General features: G+C 70.3%; 14 protein-coding genes and 1 pseudogene. 4 read left to right on the top strand and 11 right to left on the bottom strand.

The genetic code is table 11. The features are described from left to right. Positions 1-68 precede the first annotated feature (68 nt). Positions 69-1,142: a S8 family peptidase gene (locus ABZX02_RS27175; protein WP_355301973.1), complete on the bottom strand. Its 1,074-nt coding sequence runs from the start codon at positions 1,140-1,142 to the stop codon at positions 69-71. 74 nt (positions 1,143-1,216) lie between these two features. Further along, complete coding sequence (locus tag ABZX02_RS27170) at positions 1,217-2,377, bottom strand: S8 family peptidase (protein ID WP_355301971.1); 1,161 nt, start codon at positions 2,375-2,377, stop codon at positions 1,217-1,219. A gap of 181 nt (positions 2,378-2,558) precedes the next feature. Between ABZX02_RS27170 and ABZX02_RS27165 the strand changes: the two genes are divergently transcribed. Then, on the top strand, positions 2,559-3,458 hold the full coding sequence (locus ABZX02_RS27165; protein ID WP_355301969.1) for a helix-turn-helix transcriptional regulator: 900 nt from the start codon (positions 2,559-2,561) through the stop codon (positions 3,456-3,458). Here ABZX02_RS27165 and ABZX02_RS27160 read toward each other — a convergent pair. The 8 genes and pseudogenes from ABZX02_RS27160 to ABZX02_RS27125 form a co-directional block, all read right to left on the bottom strand. After that, positions 3,398-4,201: an alpha/beta hydrolase gene (locus tag ABZX02_RS27160; protein WP_355301967.1), complete on the bottom strand. Its 804-nt coding sequence runs from the start codon at positions 4,199-4,201 to the stop codon at positions 3,398-3,400. The genes ABZX02_RS27165 and ABZX02_RS27160 overlap by 61 nt on opposite strands. 13 nt (positions 4,202-4,214) lie before the next feature. After that, a complete protein-coding gene (locus ABZX02_RS27155; protein WP_355301965.1) occupies positions 4,215-5,354 on the bottom strand; it encodes an acyl-CoA dehydrogenase family protein in 1,140 nt (379 codons plus the stop codon). Beyond that, positions 5,351-7,183, bottom strand: a complete 1,833-nt coding sequence (locus ABZX02_RS27150; RefSeq protein ID WP_355301963.1) for a biotin carboxylase N-terminal domain-containing protein — start codon at positions 7,181-7,183, stop codon at positions 5,351-5,353. Before ABZX02_RS27150 ends, ABZX02_RS27155 begins: the two co-directional genes overlap by 4 nt. A gap of 5 nt (positions 7,184-7,188) precedes the next feature. Further along, on the bottom strand, positions 7,189-8,739 hold the full coding sequence (locus tag ABZX02_RS27145; protein WP_355301961.1) for an acyl-CoA carboxylase subunit beta: 1,551 nt from the start codon (positions 8,737-8,739) through the stop codon (positions 7,189-7,191). After that, positions 8,739-9,851, bottom strand: a complete 1,113-nt coding sequence (locus ABZX02_RS27140) for an acyl-CoA dehydrogenase family protein (protein WP_355301959.1) — start codon at positions 9,849-9,851, stop codon at positions 8,739-8,741. Before ABZX02_RS27140 ends, ABZX02_RS27145 begins: the two co-directional genes overlap by 1 nt. Continuing rightward, positions 9,848-11,406 (bottom strand): annotated as a pseudogene (locus ABZX02_RS27135) (acyclic terpene utilization AtuA family protein). The gene ABZX02_RS27140 and the pseudogene ABZX02_RS27135 overlap by 4 nt, the downstream one beginning before the upstream one ends. Next, positions 11,403-12,134: a TIGR03084 family metal-binding protein gene (locus ABZX02_RS27130; protein ID WP_355301957.1), complete on the bottom strand. Its 732-nt coding sequence runs from the start codon at positions 12,132-12,134 to the stop codon at positions 11,403-11,405. The pseudogene ABZX02_RS27135 and the gene ABZX02_RS27130 overlap by 4 nt, the downstream one beginning before the upstream one ends. Beyond that, positions 12,131-12,712, bottom strand: coding sequence for a TetR/AcrR family transcriptional regulator (locus tag ABZX02_RS27125; RefSeq protein ID WP_355301955.1), 582 nt, complete (start codon positions 12,710-12,712; stop codon positions 12,131-12,133). Before ABZX02_RS27125 ends, ABZX02_RS27130 begins: the two co-directional genes overlap by 4 nt. Before the next feature lie 71 nt (positions 12,713-12,783). Between ABZX02_RS27125 and ABZX02_RS27120 the strand changes: the two genes are divergently transcribed. From ABZX02_RS27120 to ABZX02_RS27110, 3 genes are read left to right on the top strand one after another with little or no spacing between them, the layout of a single operon-like run. After that, positions 12,784-13,515, top strand: coding sequence for a putative protein N(5)-glutamine methyltransferase (locus ABZX02_RS27120; protein WP_355301954.1), 732 nt, complete (start codon positions 12,784-12,786; stop codon positions 13,513-13,515). Positions 13,516-13,534: 19 nt separating this feature from the next. Next, positions 13,535-13,879: a nuclear transport factor 2 family protein gene (locus ABZX02_RS27115; protein ID WP_355301952.1), complete on the top strand. Its 345-nt coding sequence runs from the start codon at positions 13,535-13,537 to the stop codon at positions 13,877-13,879. 13 nt (positions 13,880-13,892) lie between these two features. Then, the gene (locus ABZX02_RS27110) at positions 13,893-14,420 is read left to right on the top strand and encodes a DUF4865 family protein (protein WP_355301950.1); all 528 of its coding nucleotides are present in this window, start codon (positions 13,893-13,895) and stop codon (positions 14,418-14,420) included. Here ABZX02_RS27110 and ABZX02_RS27105 read toward each other — a convergent pair. Then, complete coding sequence (locus ABZX02_RS27105; protein ID WP_355301948.1) at positions 14,407-16,383, bottom strand: intein-containing Rv2578c family radical SAM protein; 1,977 nt, start codon at positions 16,381-16,383, stop codon at positions 14,407-14,409. The two genes, ABZX02_RS27110 and ABZX02_RS27105, sit on opposite strands and share 14 nt — an antisense overlap. Positions 16,384-16,390: the final 7 nt, after the last annotated feature.

The raw sequence follows: 16,390 nt of genomic DNA, 5'->3' as shown, positions 1-16,390 counted from the left end.
GAGATCCGGTTCCTGCCAAGGGTGTCTTAGGGATTAAGACGGGCTTGCATTGCCGGACAATTCACCTTTCACAGCGAAGGCGGCCAGTAGAGGATACGAGTGACGGGTGGCGTGCCCGGGGTGCCCGTGGTAACCACTTCGCGCTCGACCTGCGCGGGCGTGGCGGTGCGGTTGCGCTCCAGGAACCTCGCCGCCACACCGGCCGCGTGCGGTGAGGCCATCGACGTGCCGCTCAGCGTCGCGGTCGCGGTGTCCGAAGTGTTCCACGCCGACGGAATGCTCACGCCCGGCGCCCAGATGTCCACCAGTGGCCCGTAGTTCGACGAAGAGGCCTTGGTGTCGTTCTGCGTCAACGCTCCCACGCAGATCGCGGCGGAAACCCGTTGGGGCGACGAGTTCACGGGGTCGGTGTTGCTGCCGCCCGCCGCGACCGTGTAGGAGACACCGGAGTCGATCGACTTCTTCACCGCCGTGTCGAGCGCGGCGGAAGCACTGCCGCCCAACGACATGTTGGCCACCGCGGGCTTGACCGCGTTGCGCGTCACCCAGTCCACACCGGCGATGACACCGGAGATCGTGCCGGAGCCCGAACCGTTGAGCACCCGCACGCCCCACACCGTCGCCTGCTTGGCGACGCCGTACTTGGCGCCCGCGGCGATGCCGGCGACGTGCGTGCCGTGGCCGTTGTCGTCCTGCGCCACCGCGTCGTTGTCCACGGTGTCCCAGCCGTTGCGGGCACGGCCGCCGAAGTCGGCGTGGGTCACGCGCAGGCCGGTGTCGATGACGTAGATGTTCACGCCGCGGCCGGTGGTGGTGAACTCGTAGCGCTGGTCCAGCGGCAACGCGCGCTGGTCGATGCGGTCCAGCCCCCACGGCGGGTCGAGCTGGACGCCGTTCGCGTGCACGATCCCGTCACGCTCCACAGAGGACACGTTCGGGTCGGCCTTCAGCGCGCGCAGCTGTGCGGATGTCAGCCGAGCGCTGAAACCGGTGAACACACTGGAGTACGTGTGCTCGACCTCGCCGCTGAACGACGACACGGCGCCGTCCTTCAGCACGACGATGTAGGACGACGTGGCCGCGGACGCCGGGGCGACCACGACCGCTGCCGCGACGGCGGCGACTGCCAGCAGGGCTCTCACGGGCAGATTCCTCTCTTTTGCAGGGAAAACGGCCCCGGCTCAGGAGCAGAGCCGGGGCCGCACATCTCTCGGGGTCAGCTGGTCGGCGGCCAGTACAGGAGCCTCGTGGTCGTGCTCGGGCCGGGGTTGGTCACCTTGCCGTTGGTGGCGTTGGACGTGATCGCGGTCGCCACCTGGGCGGGCGTCACGTTCCGGTTGCCCTGCAGGTAGCGCGCCACCACGCCGGCGACGTGCGGCGACGCCATCGAGGTGCCGGAGATGGTGTTCGTGGCCGTGTCGCTGGTGTGCCACGCGGAGGTGATGCCGCCACCGGGTGCGAACACGTCGACACCCGCGCCGTAGTTGGAGAACGAGGACCGCGCGTCGGTGCGCTCCGTGGAGCCGACGGTCAGCGCCGCCGCCACGCGGGCCGGTGAGAAGCCCGACGCGTTGGCGTTGGAGTTGCCCGCCGCGACGGCGAACGTCACGCCGCGCGTGATCGCGCCCTGCACGGCGTTGTCGAGCGAGGTGTTCGCGCCACCGCCGAGCGACATGTTCGCGACCGCGGGCTTGACGTGGTTGTTCGCCACCCAGTCCACGCCCGCGACGACACCGGCGATGGTGCCGGAGCCGGAGTTGTTGAGCACGCGGACCGCGATGATGGTGGCTTGCTTGGCGACGCCGTGCAGCGTGCCCGCGACGGTGCCGGCGACGTGCGTGCCGTGGCCGTTGCCGTCCTGCGCGACGGCGTCGTTGTCCACGAGGTCGCGGCCGTTGCGGGCACGGCCGCCGAAGTCGCGGTGCGAGATGCGGACACCGGTGTCGATGATGTAGGCGTTCACGCCGGAACCGGTGCTGTTGTAGGTGTAGCGCTGGTCGAGCGGCAGGTTGCGCTGGTCGATGCGGTCGAGGCCCCACGACGGCGGGTTCGTCTGCGTGGCCTGGATGCTGACGACCTGGTCGCGTTCGACGTACTCGACCGAGGGGTCGGCGGCGAGTCTGCGCGCCTGCGCGTCGCTCATCTTCACCGAGAAGCCCTGGAACACGGCGTTGTAGACGTGCCCGACCTGACCGCCGAACCGGGCACCGAGGGTCTGCGCGCTCGCGGTGATCCCGGTGTCCTTCAGCTTCACGATGAAGCTGCCGGCGATGTTCTCACCGGGTGAGACGCGGATCTCCCCCACCGCGGCGGTGGCCGGTGCCGCGAACGCGGCGATCATGATCGCCGAGCCCAGCAGAGTCGCAGTCTTGCGCATTGTGCAGTCCTGTTCGTAGCAGGGATGCTGCAGGAAACCGACGCGGTCCTATTGGCGGCGTAATAGTCCCGAGATCTGAACCTGGCGGGTTTCGAACCAGGACAAAACCGCCGATTGGCTGTACCACGTTCCCTTTGCTGCCGATAGCCTTCCGATCTTGACTCCGTGAAACGGAGGAGTGATGCTCACGATTTACCCACCGCGCGAGGAGCTCGCCGACCTTCTCGTGACGGGTCCGTTCGCGGACGCGTTGCGGGTCGCGATCCAGGTGCGGGGACTGAGCCTGGAACGGCTGCAGCACCGGCTCAAGACGCGGGGCGCGCCGATCAGCGTGACGGCGCTGAGCTACTGGCAGTCGGGTCGCCGCAGACCCGAGAGACCCGAGTCGCTGATGGCGCTGGCCCACCTCGAGGACGTGCTCGGACTGCCTCCGGCGGCACTGAGCCGCCTGCTCGGGCCACCTCGGCCGCGCGGCCGTTCCCGCAGGCGGGAGCAGTCGGCACGGGCACCGTGGGACGGGTCGGGCCTCGTGCTCACCGCCCAGCACGACCGGGTCGACGTCGCGCCCTGCGGCGGGGTGCGCGGCATCCGGTCCCGGCAGGTGATGCAGGCGCGCGGCGCCAATGTGGACCGCTGGATCCTGTGCCAGGAAACGGGTTCCGCGCAGCCCGCGCTCACGGCGGTGCGGTCCTGCCGGGTCGGCCGGATCGCCAGGGAACGCACGAACGGCGTGCTCGTCGCGGAGATGTTGTTCGACGAACCGATCTCCACCGGGGAGTCGATCGCGATCGAGTACGAATTGATCTATCCACACCCGACGGCCGAGCACACGCATTTCCGGCGGTTCGGAGAGCGCGTCCACGACTACGTGCTGGAGATCAAATTCCAGGACTCGCCCGCGTCCTGCGAGCAATTCGCGTCGGGTCCGGCCGGAACGGAAATGCCCGGCGGTGCCCGTCCCGCCCCCGTGGACGAGGGCGGGTACGCGCACGCCGCCGCGCTCGACTTCGGTCCCGGGCTCTACGGCATGCGCTGGACGGTCGCGGCGAACGCCCCGGGGTCGTCCACCCAGGGGAAGTGAGCGGCACCGGGCTGCACGACCAGCGTCGCGCGCGGGAACAGGTCCGCGTACTCCCGCGCGCGGTCCGGCGGCAGCGACACGTCCAGCTCACCGGCCACCAGCAGCGTCGGCACGTCGAGCTTCCGGACCTTCTCGCGCACCTTCGCGGGGTCGAAGGTGGCCTCCTTGTAGTACTCCATGGCCGCCTTGGGGTGGCGCGGGTGGGCGTCCACCGCCCGTGCGGCGTCGTCCCAGCGGCCGTGGAAGAACGGCGTGATCTTCGCGAACGCCTCGGGCGTCGGCCGGCCCGCCCACATCTCCTCGAACCCCGCGATCGCCTCGGCGTACCAGGGTTCCCCGCTGCGCCGCAGGGCCACCGCGCGGCGGTCGTCGTCGCTCACGTCGATCCCCACCACGAACGGGCTGGGCGCGACGAGCACCAGTTCCTCGACCCGTCCCGGATAGCGCGTCGCGTAGAGGACCGCGAGCGTGCCTCCCGCGGAGTGGCCGAGCAGCCGGATCCGCTCGAGTCCCAGGTGCCGGCGCAACGCGTCGACGTCGGCCACCTGGTGGTCGACGCCGTAGACGCTCGCCTCGTCGGAGTCGCCCGTGCCGCGCAGGTCCATCCTGATCACGTCGGGCAGCGGCAGCCCGGCCAGGTACGTCGAGTCCTGCATCGGCCCGCCGGCCAGGCAGACCAACGGGTTGTCGGCCTCGCCGTGGTAGGCGAGGCCGAGCCCGTCCGCGTTCGTGAAAGTCCCCATGCCCCGCAGTGTGTCAGTACGAGCGAGGCAGTTTCAGGGAGTTCTGCGCGACGAAGTTGAGCACCATCTCCCGCGACACCGGCGCGATGCGGGACAGGCGGGACGACGCGAGCATCGACGCGAGGCCGAACTCGCGGCTCAACCCGTTGCCGCCGTGGATCTGGATCGCCTGGTCGACCGCGGCCGCGATCGCCTCGCCCGCCGCGTACTTGGCCATGTTCGCGGCCTCGCCCGACTCCTTGTCACGGCCGGAGTCGTAGAGCGCGGCGGCCTTCTGCGTCATCAGCCGGGCGAGCTCGATCTCGACGTGGATCTTCGCGAGCGGGTGCGCGAGGCCCTGGTGCGCGCCGATCGGTGTGTCCCAGACCTTCCGCTCCTGCGCGTACTTCACGGCCTTCGCGACGGCGAGGCGGGCCGATCCGGTGCCCATGCTCGCGCCCATGATCCGTTCGGGGTTGAGGCCGGCGAAGACCTGCAGCAGCCCCTGGTCGGGCGAGCCCACGACGGCGCCGGACGGCAGCCGGACGTCGTCGAAGAACAGCGTGAACTGCTTCTCCGGCATGAACAGGTCCATGTCGATCTCTTGCCAGGTGAAGCCCTCGGCGTCCGTCGGGACGACGACGAGCACCGGTCCGGTCTCGAGGATCGCGACGACGAGCACGGCGTCGACCTCGTCGACGCCGGAGATGTAGGTCTTGCCGCCGTTCAGCACCCAGCCGTCGCCGTCGCGGCGCACGTTGGTCCTGAGCTTGTGCGAGTTAGACCCCGCGTCGGGCTCGGTGATCGCGAACGCCATCTTGAGCGTGCCGTCCGCGAAACCGGGCAGCCACCGGGACTTCTGCTCGTCCGTGCCGAACCGGGCGATCACCGTGGCGCAGATCGCGGGCGAGACCACCATGAGCAGCAACGGACATCCCGCCGCCGCGAGCTCCTCGCACACCGCCGCGAGGTCGCCGATGCCGCCGCCACCGCCGCCGTACTCCTCCGGCACGGCCACGCCGAGGTAGCCGAGCTTGCCGGCCTCCTCCCACAGCTCGGTGGTCTTCTCCCCCGCGCGCGCCTTGGCGGTGAAGTAGTCGTGCCCGTACTTCGCGCCGAACTCGGCGACGGCCTTGCGCAGCGCGATCCGCTCTTCGGACTCGACGAAGCTCACGATTCCTCCACCACTGCCAGCACGTCGCCGGCGTTGACCTGCTGGGCCTGCGCGACGAGGAGTTCGGTGACGGTGCCCGCGCTGGTCGCGAGCACCCGGTGTTCCATCTTCATGGCCTCCAGCACCAGGAGTTCGGTGCCGGCCTCGACCACGTCGCCCTGCGCGACGCTGACCCGGACCACGGTGCCCGGCATCGGGGCGACGGTCGCGCCGGGCGCCAGCGTCGACTCCGGTTCCGGGAAGCGCGGCACGACCTTCAGCGTGACCGAGCCGCGCGGCGAGTCGACCTCGACCACGTCGCCGTAGCGGGCCACGTGGAACGGCACGCGCACGCCGTCGAGGTCGAGCACCACGGTGTTCTCGGTCGCCTGCGCCGGGTCGTACGCGACCTCGACCAGTTCCTCGCCGTGCAGGAACTTCGCCTTCGGCTGCTGCGACCGGACGTTGCGCCAGCCGAGCGGCAGCGTCCCGATCCGGCGCGTCGCCGCCTGCGCCAGCGCCGCCGCGCGCGCAAACGGTTGCGGGTCAACGGACCTGGTGAAGTCGTGCTCGGCGAGGAACCCGGTGTGCGTGTCCCCGTCGAGGAACGCGTCGTGCTCGAGGATGTCCACGAGCAGCGCGCGGTTGGTGACGAGACCGTGGATCCGCGCGCCCGCCAGCGCCGTCGCGAGCTTGCGGGCGGCCGCCCGCCGGGTCGGTGCGTGCGCGATCACCTTGGCCAGCATGGGGTCGTAGTGCACGGAGACGACGGAGCCGTCCTCGACGCCGCTGTCCAGCCGGACGTCGCCGGGCACGTCGAACCGGTGCAGCGTGCCGCTCGCGGGCCGCCAGTCGTGCGCGGGGTCCTCGGCGTAGAGGCGGACCTCGATCGCGTGCCCGCGCGGCTGCGGCACCTCCGCCGGAAGCCTGGCGCCCTCGGCGATCCGCAGCTGCCACTCGACGAGGTCCACGCCGTAGACCAGTTCGGTGACCGGGTGCTCGACCTGCAGCCGGGTGTTGACCTCCAGGAAGTGGAAGTCCTCGCCCTTCAGCATGAACTCGACGGTGCCCGCGCCGATGTACCCGATCGACTCGGCCGCCGCCGTCGCCGCGGCGAACAGGCGCGCGCGGACCTCGTCGGTCACCGCCGGGCTGGGCGACTCCTCGACGATCTTCTGGTGCCGGCGCTGGATCGAGCACTCGCGTTCGCCGAGCGCCCACACCGTGCCGTGCGCGTCGGCGAGGATCTGCACCTCGACGTGCCGCGCTTGTTCCAGCAACGGCTCGCAGAACACCGTGGGGTCGCCGAACGCCGACTCGGCCTCGCGGCGCGCACTGGCCAGCGCGTCGGCGAACTCGGCCTTCTCCCGCACGATCCGCATGCCGCGCCCGCCACCGCCCGCCGACGCCTTGATCAGCACGGGGAACTCGGTGACGGTCTCCGGGTCGAGTTCCGGCAGGGTCGGCACCCCGGCCGCGGCCATCCGCTTCTTCGCGGCGACCTTGGACCCCATCGCCTCGATCGAGTCCGGCTCGGGACCGACCCACGTGAGCCCGGCGGCCTGCACCTTGCGCGCGAACTCCGCGTTCTCGCTCAGGAACCCGTAGCCGGGGTGGACGGCGTCCGCACCGGCCTGGATGGCCGCGTCCACCAGCAGATCCGCCCGCAGGTAGGTCTCGGCGGGCGACGCCCCCGGCAGCCGGACCGCGAAGTCGGCCTCCCGGACGTGCGGCGCCCCGGCGTCCGGGTCGGAGAACACCGCGACCGTGCGGATGCCGTTGTCCCGGCAGGTGCGGATGATCCGGCGGGCGATCTCGCCGCGGTTGGCGATCAGCAACGTCTTGATCATGTCGCTCACATCCGGAAGACGCCGAAGCCGTCGGCGCCCTTGATCGGTCCGCTGTGGACAGCGGAGAGGCAGAGGGCGAGCACGGTCCTGGTGTCGCGCGGGTCGATCACGCCGTCGTCGTAGAGCTTCCCGGACAGGAACGGCGCGAGCGACTGCTCCTCGATCTGCGCCTCCACCATCGTGCGCATGGCGGCGTCATGCTCCTCGTTGTACTCCTGGCCCTTCGCGGCGGCGGCCTGCCGCCCGACGATCGACAGCACGCCCGCGAGCTGCGCGGGCCCCATCACGGCGGACTTGGCGTTGGGCCAGGTGAACAGGAACCGCGGGTCGTACGCGCGGCCGCACATGCCGTAGTTGCCCGCGCCGTACGACGCGCCCATCGTGATCGTCAGGTGCGGCACGCGGCTGTTCGAGACGGCGTTGATCATCATCGAGCCGTGCTTGACGATGCCGCCCTGCTCGTACTGCGCGCCGACCATGTAGCCCGTGGTGTTCTGCAGGAACACCAGCGGTGTGTCGCTCTGGTTGGCGAGCTGGATGAACTGCGTGGCCTTCTGCGACTCCTCGCTGAACAGCACGCCGCGCGCGTTGGCGAGGATGCCGACCGGGTAGCCGTGGATGCGCGCCCACCCGGTGACGAGGCTGGTGCCGTACAACGGTTTGAACTCGTCGAACCTCGACCCGTCCACGAGCCGCGCGATGACGTCGCGCGGGTCGAACGGCACGCGCTGGTCCTCCGACACGATGTCGAGGATGCTCTCGGCGTCGAACAGGGGCTCCTCGACGGGTGCCGGCTCTGGTCCCTGCTTGCGCCAGTTGAGCCGTGCGACCACCCGGCGGGCCAGGCGGATCGCGTCGGTCTCGTCCTCCGCCACGAAGTCCGCGAGCCCGGACGTGGCGCCGTGCATGGTCGCGCCGCCCAGCGACTCGTCGTCCGCGTCCTCGCCGGTCGCCATCTTGACCAGGGGCGGGCCACCGAGGAAGACCTTGGACCGGTCCTTGATCATGATCACGTAGTCGGACATGCCCGGTACGTACGCGCCGCCGGCCGTCGCGTTGCCGAACACCGCGGTGATGGTGGGGATCCCGGCCGCGGAGAGCCTGGTCAGGTCGCGGAACGCCCGCCCGCCGGGGATGAAGATCTCGCTCTGCGTCGGCAGGTCGGCGCCGCCGGACTCGACGAGACTGACCAGCGGCAGCCGGTTCTGCAACGCGATGTCGTTGGCCCGCAGCGACTTGCGCAGCGTGTACGGGTTCGACGACCCGCCGCGCACGGTCGGGTCGTTCGCGACGATCACGCACTCGACGCCCTCGATCCGGCCGATGCCGGTGACGACCGACGCGCCGACCGGGAAGTCGGTGCCCCAGGCGGCGAGCGGGGACAGCTCCAGGAACGGGCTGTCCTCGTCGATCAGCAGCTCGACCCGTTCGCGGGCGAGCAGCTTGCCGCGCTTGTGGTGCCGCTCGACGTACTTCGGCCCACCTCCGGCCAGAGCCTTGGCGTGCTCGGCGTCGAGGCCCGCGATCTTCGCGAGCAGCGCCTCCCTGTTGCCCATCAGGCGAACCCCAATCGTCGTGCCGCGAGCTCGGTCATCACTTCACTCGCCCCGCCCCCGATGCCGAGGATGCGGGCGTCCCGGTAGTGGCGCTCCACTTCGGACTCCCGCATGTAGCCCATGCCGCCGTGCAGCTGCACCGCGTCGTCCACGACCTCGGCGCAGGCGTCCACGGCGGCGTTCTTCGCGAAGCAGACCTCCGTGACGCAGTCCTCGCCGCGGTCGATCCGCGCGGCCACCTCACGGGTGTAGGTGCGGGCCAGGTCGATCTTCTGCGCCATCGCGGCGAGCTTGTGCCGCACCACCTGGTTCTTGATCAGCGGCTTGCCGAACGTCTGCCGGTCGCGCGTCCACGCGACGGTGAGGTCCAGCGCACGTTGGGCCGTGGCGTAGGCCTCGACGGCCATCGTCACGCGCTCGACCTGGAACTGGCGCATGATCTGCGCGAACCCCTGGTTCTCCTCGCCCACGAGGTTCGCCACCGGCACGCGCACCCCGTCGAAGTGCAGTTCGGCGGTGTCGCTGCAGTGCCAGCCCATCTTGTCGAGTCTGCGCCGGGTGAACCCGTCCTCGATCACGAGCAGCGAGATGCCCTGGTAGCCCTCGCCGCCGGTGCGGACCGCCGTCGTGACGAAGTCCGCCCGGCAGCCCGAGGTGATGAACGTCTTCTCGCCGGTGACGACGTAGTGGTCGCCGTCCCGCACGGCCTTCGTCCTGATCGCCGCCACGTCCGAGCCCGCACCGGGTTCGGTGACCGCGAGGCTGCCGATCTTCTCGCCGCGGATCGCGGGCTTCGCGAACCGCTCGACCAGGTCGGTGTTCCCGCTCTGCCAGATGTGCGGGATCGCGATGCCGAGCGTGAACAGCGCGGCCATCACGCCGGACGAGCCGCCGTTCTGGATGATCTCCTCGGTCAGCGCGACCGAGTCGAGCAGGTCGCCGTGCTCGAAGCCGATGCCGAGCAGGTCGAGCTCGGCCGCCTTCTTGTGCAGCTCACGCGGGATCTCGCCGTCGCGTTCCCACTGGTCGAGGTGCGGCACGATCTCCTTGCGGGTGAAGTCGCGGACGAGTGCCCGCAGCTCCTTCCGCTCGTACAGGTCCTTCGTGATCACAGGAGCTCCTCCGGGATCTCGACTTCCCGCGCCCGCAGCCATTCGCCGAGCGCCTTGGCCTGCGGGTCGAACCGGGTGCTGCTCGCCACGCCGTCGCCGAGCAGGCCGTGCAGCACGAAGTTGAGCGCCCGCAGGTTCGGCAGCTCGTACCGGCTGACCTCGACGGCCTCGGGCAGCAGCTCCCGGAGCTTCGCGACGGTGAGAAACCCGTTCAGCCACTCGAAAGCGGCGTCGGTGCGCACCCACACGCCTAGGTTCGCGTCGCCGCCCTTGTCCCCGCTGCGCGCGCCGGCGATCGTTCCCAACGGCCTCTTCACAGCAACACCGCCTTGGCGCTGACCTCGTCACGGGGCACGTACGCGGCCCGGTACACGCCGAACGGCGTCCCGTCGCCCGGTGGTGCCGTCACGTGGAACCCGGGGTAGCTGGCGAGCGCGAGTTCGATCGCCGCCCGGCTGAACCCCTTGGCCCGCTGGGGATCGGTGGTCTTGATCGTGACGTGCAGCAACGCGCTGGCCTGCTCCTCGGTGGCGGCGTCGGCCTGGTCGGTCCGCGCCAGCGTCCACGTCAGCCCGTCGTCACCGATCGCGTTCTCCAGCTGCCTCCGCACGAGCGAGGCCTTGGCCTCCACGTCGAGTCCGGTGAGGACGAACGTCGTGGAGTTCCGGAAGCCGCCCAACGTGTTCAGGCACACCTTCAGCGTGTCCGGCGGCGGAGAGCCCTTCGTGCCGCTGATCCTGACCCCGCGCTCGTGCGCGTCCAGCCGGATCGTGTCGAAGTGCGTGGTGACGTCCGGCCCCAGGTACTCCGGCGCGCCGATCTCGTACAGCAGCTGCGCCGTCACGGTGTCGACGGTGACCGCGCCGCCCGTGCCGTCGTGCTTGGTGATCAGCGACGACCCGTCCTCGTCGACCTCCGCGATCGGGAACCCCGGCCGGTCCACGTCGATCTCGGTGAAGAACGAGTAGTTGCCGCCGGTGGCCTGCGTCCCGCACTCCAGCACGTGCCCGGCGACCGTGGCGCCGGCCAGCCGGTCCCAGTCGTCGCGCGCCCAGCCGAAGTGCGCCGCGGCGGGGCCTACAACCAGGCTGGCGTCGGTGACGCGGCCGGTGACCACGACCTGCGCGCCCTGGTCGAGGCACTCCGCGATCTCCCACGCGCCGAGGTAGGCGTTGGCGGTGAGCGCCTCGGGGAACCGGCCTTTGAGGTCGTCGCCGGCTACATAACCGACCTTCGCCCCGAGCTTGTCCGCCAGGTCACCGGAGTGGAGCTCGCCGAGCCTGCGCGCGAGTCCCTCCGGATTCAACCCACCAGCGTTCACCACGATCCGGACGCCCCGATCCAGCGCCAACCCCAGGCAGTCCTCCATCTGCCGCAGGAACGTCTTCGCGTACCCCAGCGAGGAGTCCTTCATCCGGTCGCGCCCGAGGATCAGCATGGTCAGCTCGGCGAGGTAGTCGCCGGTCAGCACGTCGAGGTGCCCGCCCTCCAGCTGCTCGCGCACCGCGGACAGCCGGTCGCCGTAGAACCCCGAGGCGTTGCCGATCCGGATCATCGGCCACCTCCGGGCGGCCCCGCGAACGCCTGCGCGATCGGCACCCACTCCTCCGCCACCGGCCCGGAAGCCTCGATCGCGAGCTCCTTGCGGTTGCGCCGCTGCGTCACGAGCCACGCGAAGTCCAGTGCAGGCCCCGAAACCCGGTTCTCCGCGTCTTCGGGACCCCACGTCCACGCCTCACCGGACGGCCCGGTCAGCTCGACCCGCACGTCGGCCTCCGGCGCCGCCAACCCGTTGAGCAGGAAGGCGAAACCCATCGTCCGCACCCCGATGTGGCACACGTGCTTGAGGCGCGCGGTGGGCTCGCGGACGACGCCGAGCGCGTCCGCCACGTCCTGCCCGTGCGCCCAGGTCTCCATGATCCGCGCGGTCGCCATCGACGCCGGGCTCATCGGCGGCCCGAACCAGAGGATCCTGCCCTCGGCCCGCGCGAGGTGCTCCCGCAGCTCCGCCCGGCTCGCCCGCCACTGCTCCAGCAGGTCCGGCAGTTCCGCCGCCTCGGCCGCCGTCCGGTCCACGATGTCGGCGGTCAGCGGCTGCGCCTGGAACGCCTCGGGATCGGTGATGGCGAGGACCGCGGCCTTGTCCGTCCACATGAGATGGCCGATCTGGTGCCCGATCGTCCAGCCCTCCGCGGGCGTGGGCAGACTCCAGTCGGCGCCGGCCGCCAGGTCGTCGAGCGACCGAGACTCGGCGTCGAGGTCGGCCAGCAGTTCCGTGATCACAGCTGCTCCTCCAGCATCCGCGCCCAGTAGCGCACCACGTGCGCCCGGCGCTTGGCGTCGTCGGCGAGCTGGTTGGCGAGCGCCAGCCCGCGCACAAGATCAAGAGTTGCCTGCACGGCGTCCTTCACACCGGGCCTGGTGTCGTCCACGTCGAGCAGCTCCAACGCGAGCCCGTACACCTCACGCCCCAGGCGCGCCTGCAGCTCCAGCACCTGCTCGCGCAGCTCGGGGTCGGTGCGCGCGGCCACCCAGAGCTCCAGCGCCGCGGTGAACAGGTCGCTCGCGTGGAAGTCCGCGATCAGCTCCACCACGGCGTGCGTGGTCTTCTCGGCGATCTCCGCGCGCCGCTTCAGCACCTCGACGCTCTCCGCGCCCACGTGCTCCACGGCCGCCGCCACCAGCTCGCCGCGCGTGCGGAAGTGGTGCAGCTGCGCGCCGCGCGACACCCCGGCCCGCTCCGCCACCTCCGTCGTCGTGGTGCCCGACCAGCCGCGTTCCACCAGGCACTCGACGGTCGCCTCCATCAGCTTCCGCTTCGTCTCCCGCGTGCGGTCGGCCTGGCGCTGCCTCGTCTCCACCCGGCCGAGTCTTCCGCCGAACAAACAAACAGTCAAGCCTGCTTGTAAGTAGCGGCGTACCGTCCGCCTCGATGAACACCGTGGACAGACTGAGGGCCGCCGGCTGCGTGTTCGCCGAGGACGAGGCCGCACTGCTCGAAGAGGCCGCCACCGGCCCCGAACACCTGGAAGACCTGGTCACGCAGCGGGTGAACGGCCTCCCGCTCGAACACGCCCTGGGCTGGGCGATGTTCTGCGGGCAGCGGATCGTGGTCACCAAGGGCGTCTTCGTCCCCCGCCACCGCACCGAGCTGCTCGTGGACCTCGCCACCGACCTGAAGCCGTCACTGTTCGTCGACCTGTGCTGCGGCTCCGGCGCGGTCGGTGCCGTGCTCCAGCACCGACTGCCCGCCGCCACGGTCCACGCCGCCGACATCGACCCCGTGGCCGTAGCGTGCGCGCGCCAGAACCTCACGAACGTGCACGAGGGCGACCTGTTCGACGCCCTGCCGGGCCACCTGCGCGGGCGGATCGACGTCGTCGTCGCCAACGTCCCGTACGTGCCGACCGACGACATCGCGTTCATGCCGGTCGAGGCCCGCGACCACGAGGCGCGGGTGGCGCTCGACGGAGGACCGGACGGCCTGGAGGTCCTGCGCCGCGTGGCCGCCCAGGCGGCGACCTGGCTGCGCCCCGGCGGCCACCTGCTGAGCGAGACGAGCGAGCGCCAGGCACCGGCCGCGCTCGCCGCGTTCACCGCCGCCGGGCTCAACGCCAAGCTCGTGACCAGCGAAGACACCAATGCGGTGGTCGGATCGCGCTGAAGTCCGTACAATGTACGGTATGTCGTACGACGAGGTCATGCAGTGGTTCGAGAAGTGGGACGCGCTCGCGGTGAAGGGCGACGTCGAGGCGATGGCCGACATGGCCCTGTTCCCGATCAACACGGTCACGGACGGGTCGGCCACGTCGTGGGACCGCGCGACGTTCCTCGAGCAGATGGGGGCACAGCTGGGCGGCGAGGTGCAGATGGAGTCCACCAGGACGCCGCACTTCATCAACGACAACCTGGTCTTCGTGATCACGGACGGCACGATCAACGGGATGACGGTGCGCTACGGCGACCTGCTCACGCGCGTGGACGGGGAGTGGAAGTTCCAGACGATGGCCCAGGGCGGGTGGGCGTAGGTACAACGGAAGCATGATCGCAATGCAGTACGAGATCAGGCTGCCGTCGAACTACGACATGGAGATCATCCGCGACCGGGTCCGCACCCGCGGTCACGCACTCGACCGGTTCGCGGGTCTGGGGTTCAAGGCGTACCTGGTCCGCGACACGACGTACGCGCCGTTCTACGTGTGGAACACCTCGGCGGGCATGGCGAACTTCCTCTACCGCGGAGGGGGTTTCCAGGGAATCCTCGCGGACTTCGGCCGGCCGGAGGTGCGGCACTGGCCGGGCGTCGCGTTCCTGCGGGGCGACGCGGCGGCGGCGAGGTACGCGACCCGTCGGATCACCAGGCTCGCACCCGAGGCGAACCCGATCGACGCGGTGGCGGAGGTCGAACTGGTGAAGGCGCCCGGCCTGCACTCGGCGGCGCTGGGCGTCGATCCGCGCACGTGGGAAGTCGTGCGCTTCGAACTGTGGGAGGAGCACCCCGGGGAAGAGGGCGCCTACGAAGTCCTCCACTTCTCCGAGCCGGAGCTCGAAGCGATCACAGCAGGGTGAGCTGTTCCTGATCGACGCGCGGGGCCGGCACACCCACCGGCAGGCTGCCGTCGGGCCACACGCCGTCGTCGTCACCGGGCACACCGGTGACGGCGTCGGTGGACCGCCCCCTCGGTGCCAGGCCGTGCTTCTCGATCAACGGCACGACCCGCGCGGTCAGCCGTTCGCGGTACCGCTTGTCCACATAGGACCGAGGCCCGTACAGGTACCGGTACGTCTCCACGAGGTCCGGGTGCTCGCGCCGCAGCCACGCCGCGAACCACTCCTTCGCACCGGGGCGCAGGTGCAGCGGCAGCACGGTCACGCCCGTGGCGCCGGCCTCCGCGATCTGCTCCAGCAGGAAGTCCAGTTGCTCCACGGAATCCGTGAGCTCCGGTAACACCGGCGCCACGAACACCCCGCACGGCAGCCCCGCCTCGCGCACCTTGCGCACGAGCTCCAGCCGGGCGGCGGGCGTCGGCGTGCCGGGCTCCAGCGACTTGTGCAGGTCGCGGTCCATCAACGCGAGCGACACCGCGATCCCGACCGGCACCACCTCGGCGGCGGCCGTCAGCAGCGGCAGGTCCCGTGCCAGCAGCGTGCCCTTCGTGAGGATCGAGAAGGGCGTGCGGGAGGCGGTCAACGCCTCGATGATCCCTGGCATCAAGGCGTACCGCCCCTCCGCCCGCTGGTACGGATCGGTGTTCGTGCCGAGCGCGACGTGCTCCTGCTTCCACCTCGACGACCGCAGCTGGCGCGACAGCACCTCCCCCGCGTTGACCTTGACGATCAGCTGGGTGTCGAAGTCGCGGCCCGTGTCGAGGTCGAGGTAGGAGTGCGTCTTGCGGGCGAAGCAGTTGTGGGACACGATCCCGTTCGCGATGAAGTCCGCCGTGCCGGTCGAGATGTCGTAGAGAGGCATCTCCCCCAGCGGTTCCACGGACACGACGCCGAGCGGCTGCTGCGACTTGATCGCCACGCCGTCGATGTCGCGCTTGCGGGTGATCGCCGGGTCGACGGTGTGGAAGAACCGCAGGTTCTCCCGCAGCCCGCCGCGCAGCCGCACGACCCGCACACCACGGCGGCGGCGCAGCTCCTCGATCGCGAAGTCGAAGTCGAAGTGCTTGAGCGCCAGGCAGATCGCCTCCAGCACGGTGGCGTTGCGCGTGGACAACCGCAGGATGCTGCGCGAGCAGGTCCCGAGGTAGTCGAACGCGCCGGCCAGGAATCCCTTGAGCCAGTCCGGGTTCGGCGCTATCTGCCAGTGCGCGAGCTCGCGCACTTGGTGCAGAAAACCACCCCCTTCCCGCACTCCGAAGTAGTCGAGGTACTCCTGAGTGCGGTCCATGGCCTCGATGTCGGCCAGGGGGATGCGGAACTCGTGCTCGTCGTCGACCATGCCGCGCAGGTAGCCGCGGCGGTAGTCGTCGGTCACGGACGGCTGCTCGACGAAGGCGCCCGTGCCCATCAGCTTGTTGCCCGTGGTGAGGTGCGGGCGGCGTCCGACGCCCGCCGTCTCGCCCGTCACGTGCTTCCAGCCGCGGTCGGTCAGGAACCGGTGGTCCCCGGACGCGACCACGGTCGTGCCGTCCTCCAGCGTCAGCCGGTACGCGGTCTTGCGCGTCTCCCAGTGCGCGAGCACGGTCGTGAGCTTGTAGCGCCGGTAGTTGCCGACGAGCTCGGTGCCGTAGATCTCGTCACCTTCACGCAGCTGCGACAACGGTTTCGTGCGACCGTTGCCCATGAGGATCGGTGTGTCGCCCGCCATGCAGTACGTGCAGGCGTGGGAACAGCCGCGGTACGGGTTCACCGTCCACGAGAACGGCAGCGACGACCCCGGTACCCCGTTGAGCACGGATTTGGCGCGGACCTCGTGGAACACCACGTCCGCGAACTCAGGAGTTCGTACGCTGCGCACCAGTCCCGGTAGCCCCGGTAGTGCCTGTTGCGGCTCTGCCTCGAGTTTCTGCCCGTCCCATCGCACGTCTTCG

The organism is Lentzea sp. NPDC003310, assembly GCF_040610935.1.
Classification (GTDB): Bacteria; Actinomycetota; Actinomycetes; order Mycobacteriales; family Pseudonocardiaceae; genus Lentzea.
This window is presented reverse-complemented; position numbering and strand designations above follow the sequence as displayed.

Coding starts and splice junctions, on each gene's coding strand:
- ABZX02_RS27170 (WP_355301971.1), bottom strand. CDS start 2,377: ATGCGCAAGACTGCGACTCTGCTGGGCTCGGCGATCATGATCGCCGCG.
- ABZX02_RS27165 (WP_355301969.1), top strand. CDS start 2,559: ATGCTCACGATTTACCCACCGCGCGAGGAGCTCGCCGACCTTCTCGTG.
- ABZX02_RS27160 (WP_355301967.1), bottom strand. CDS start 4,201: ATGGGGACTTTCACGAACGCGGACGGGCTCGGCCTCGCCTACCACGGC.
- ABZX02_RS27150 (WP_355301963.1), bottom strand. CDS start 7,183: ATGATCAAGACGTTGCTGATCGCCAACCGCGGCGAGATCGCCCGCCGG.
- ABZX02_RS27145 (WP_355301961.1), bottom strand. CDS start 8,739: ATGGGCAACAGGGAGGCGCTGCTCGCGAAGATCGCGGGCCTCGACGCC.
- ABZX02_RS27120 (WP_355301954.1), top strand. CDS start 12,784: ATGAACACCGTGGACAGACTGAGGGCCGCCGGCTGCGTGTTCGCCGAG.
- ABZX02_RS27115 (WP_355301952.1), top strand. CDS start 13,535: ATGTCGTACGACGAGGTCATGCAGTGGTTCGAGAAGTGGGACGCGCTC.
- ABZX02_RS27110 (WP_355301950.1), top strand. CDS start 13,893: ATGATCGCAATGCAGTACGAGATCAGGCTGCCGTCGAACTACGACATG.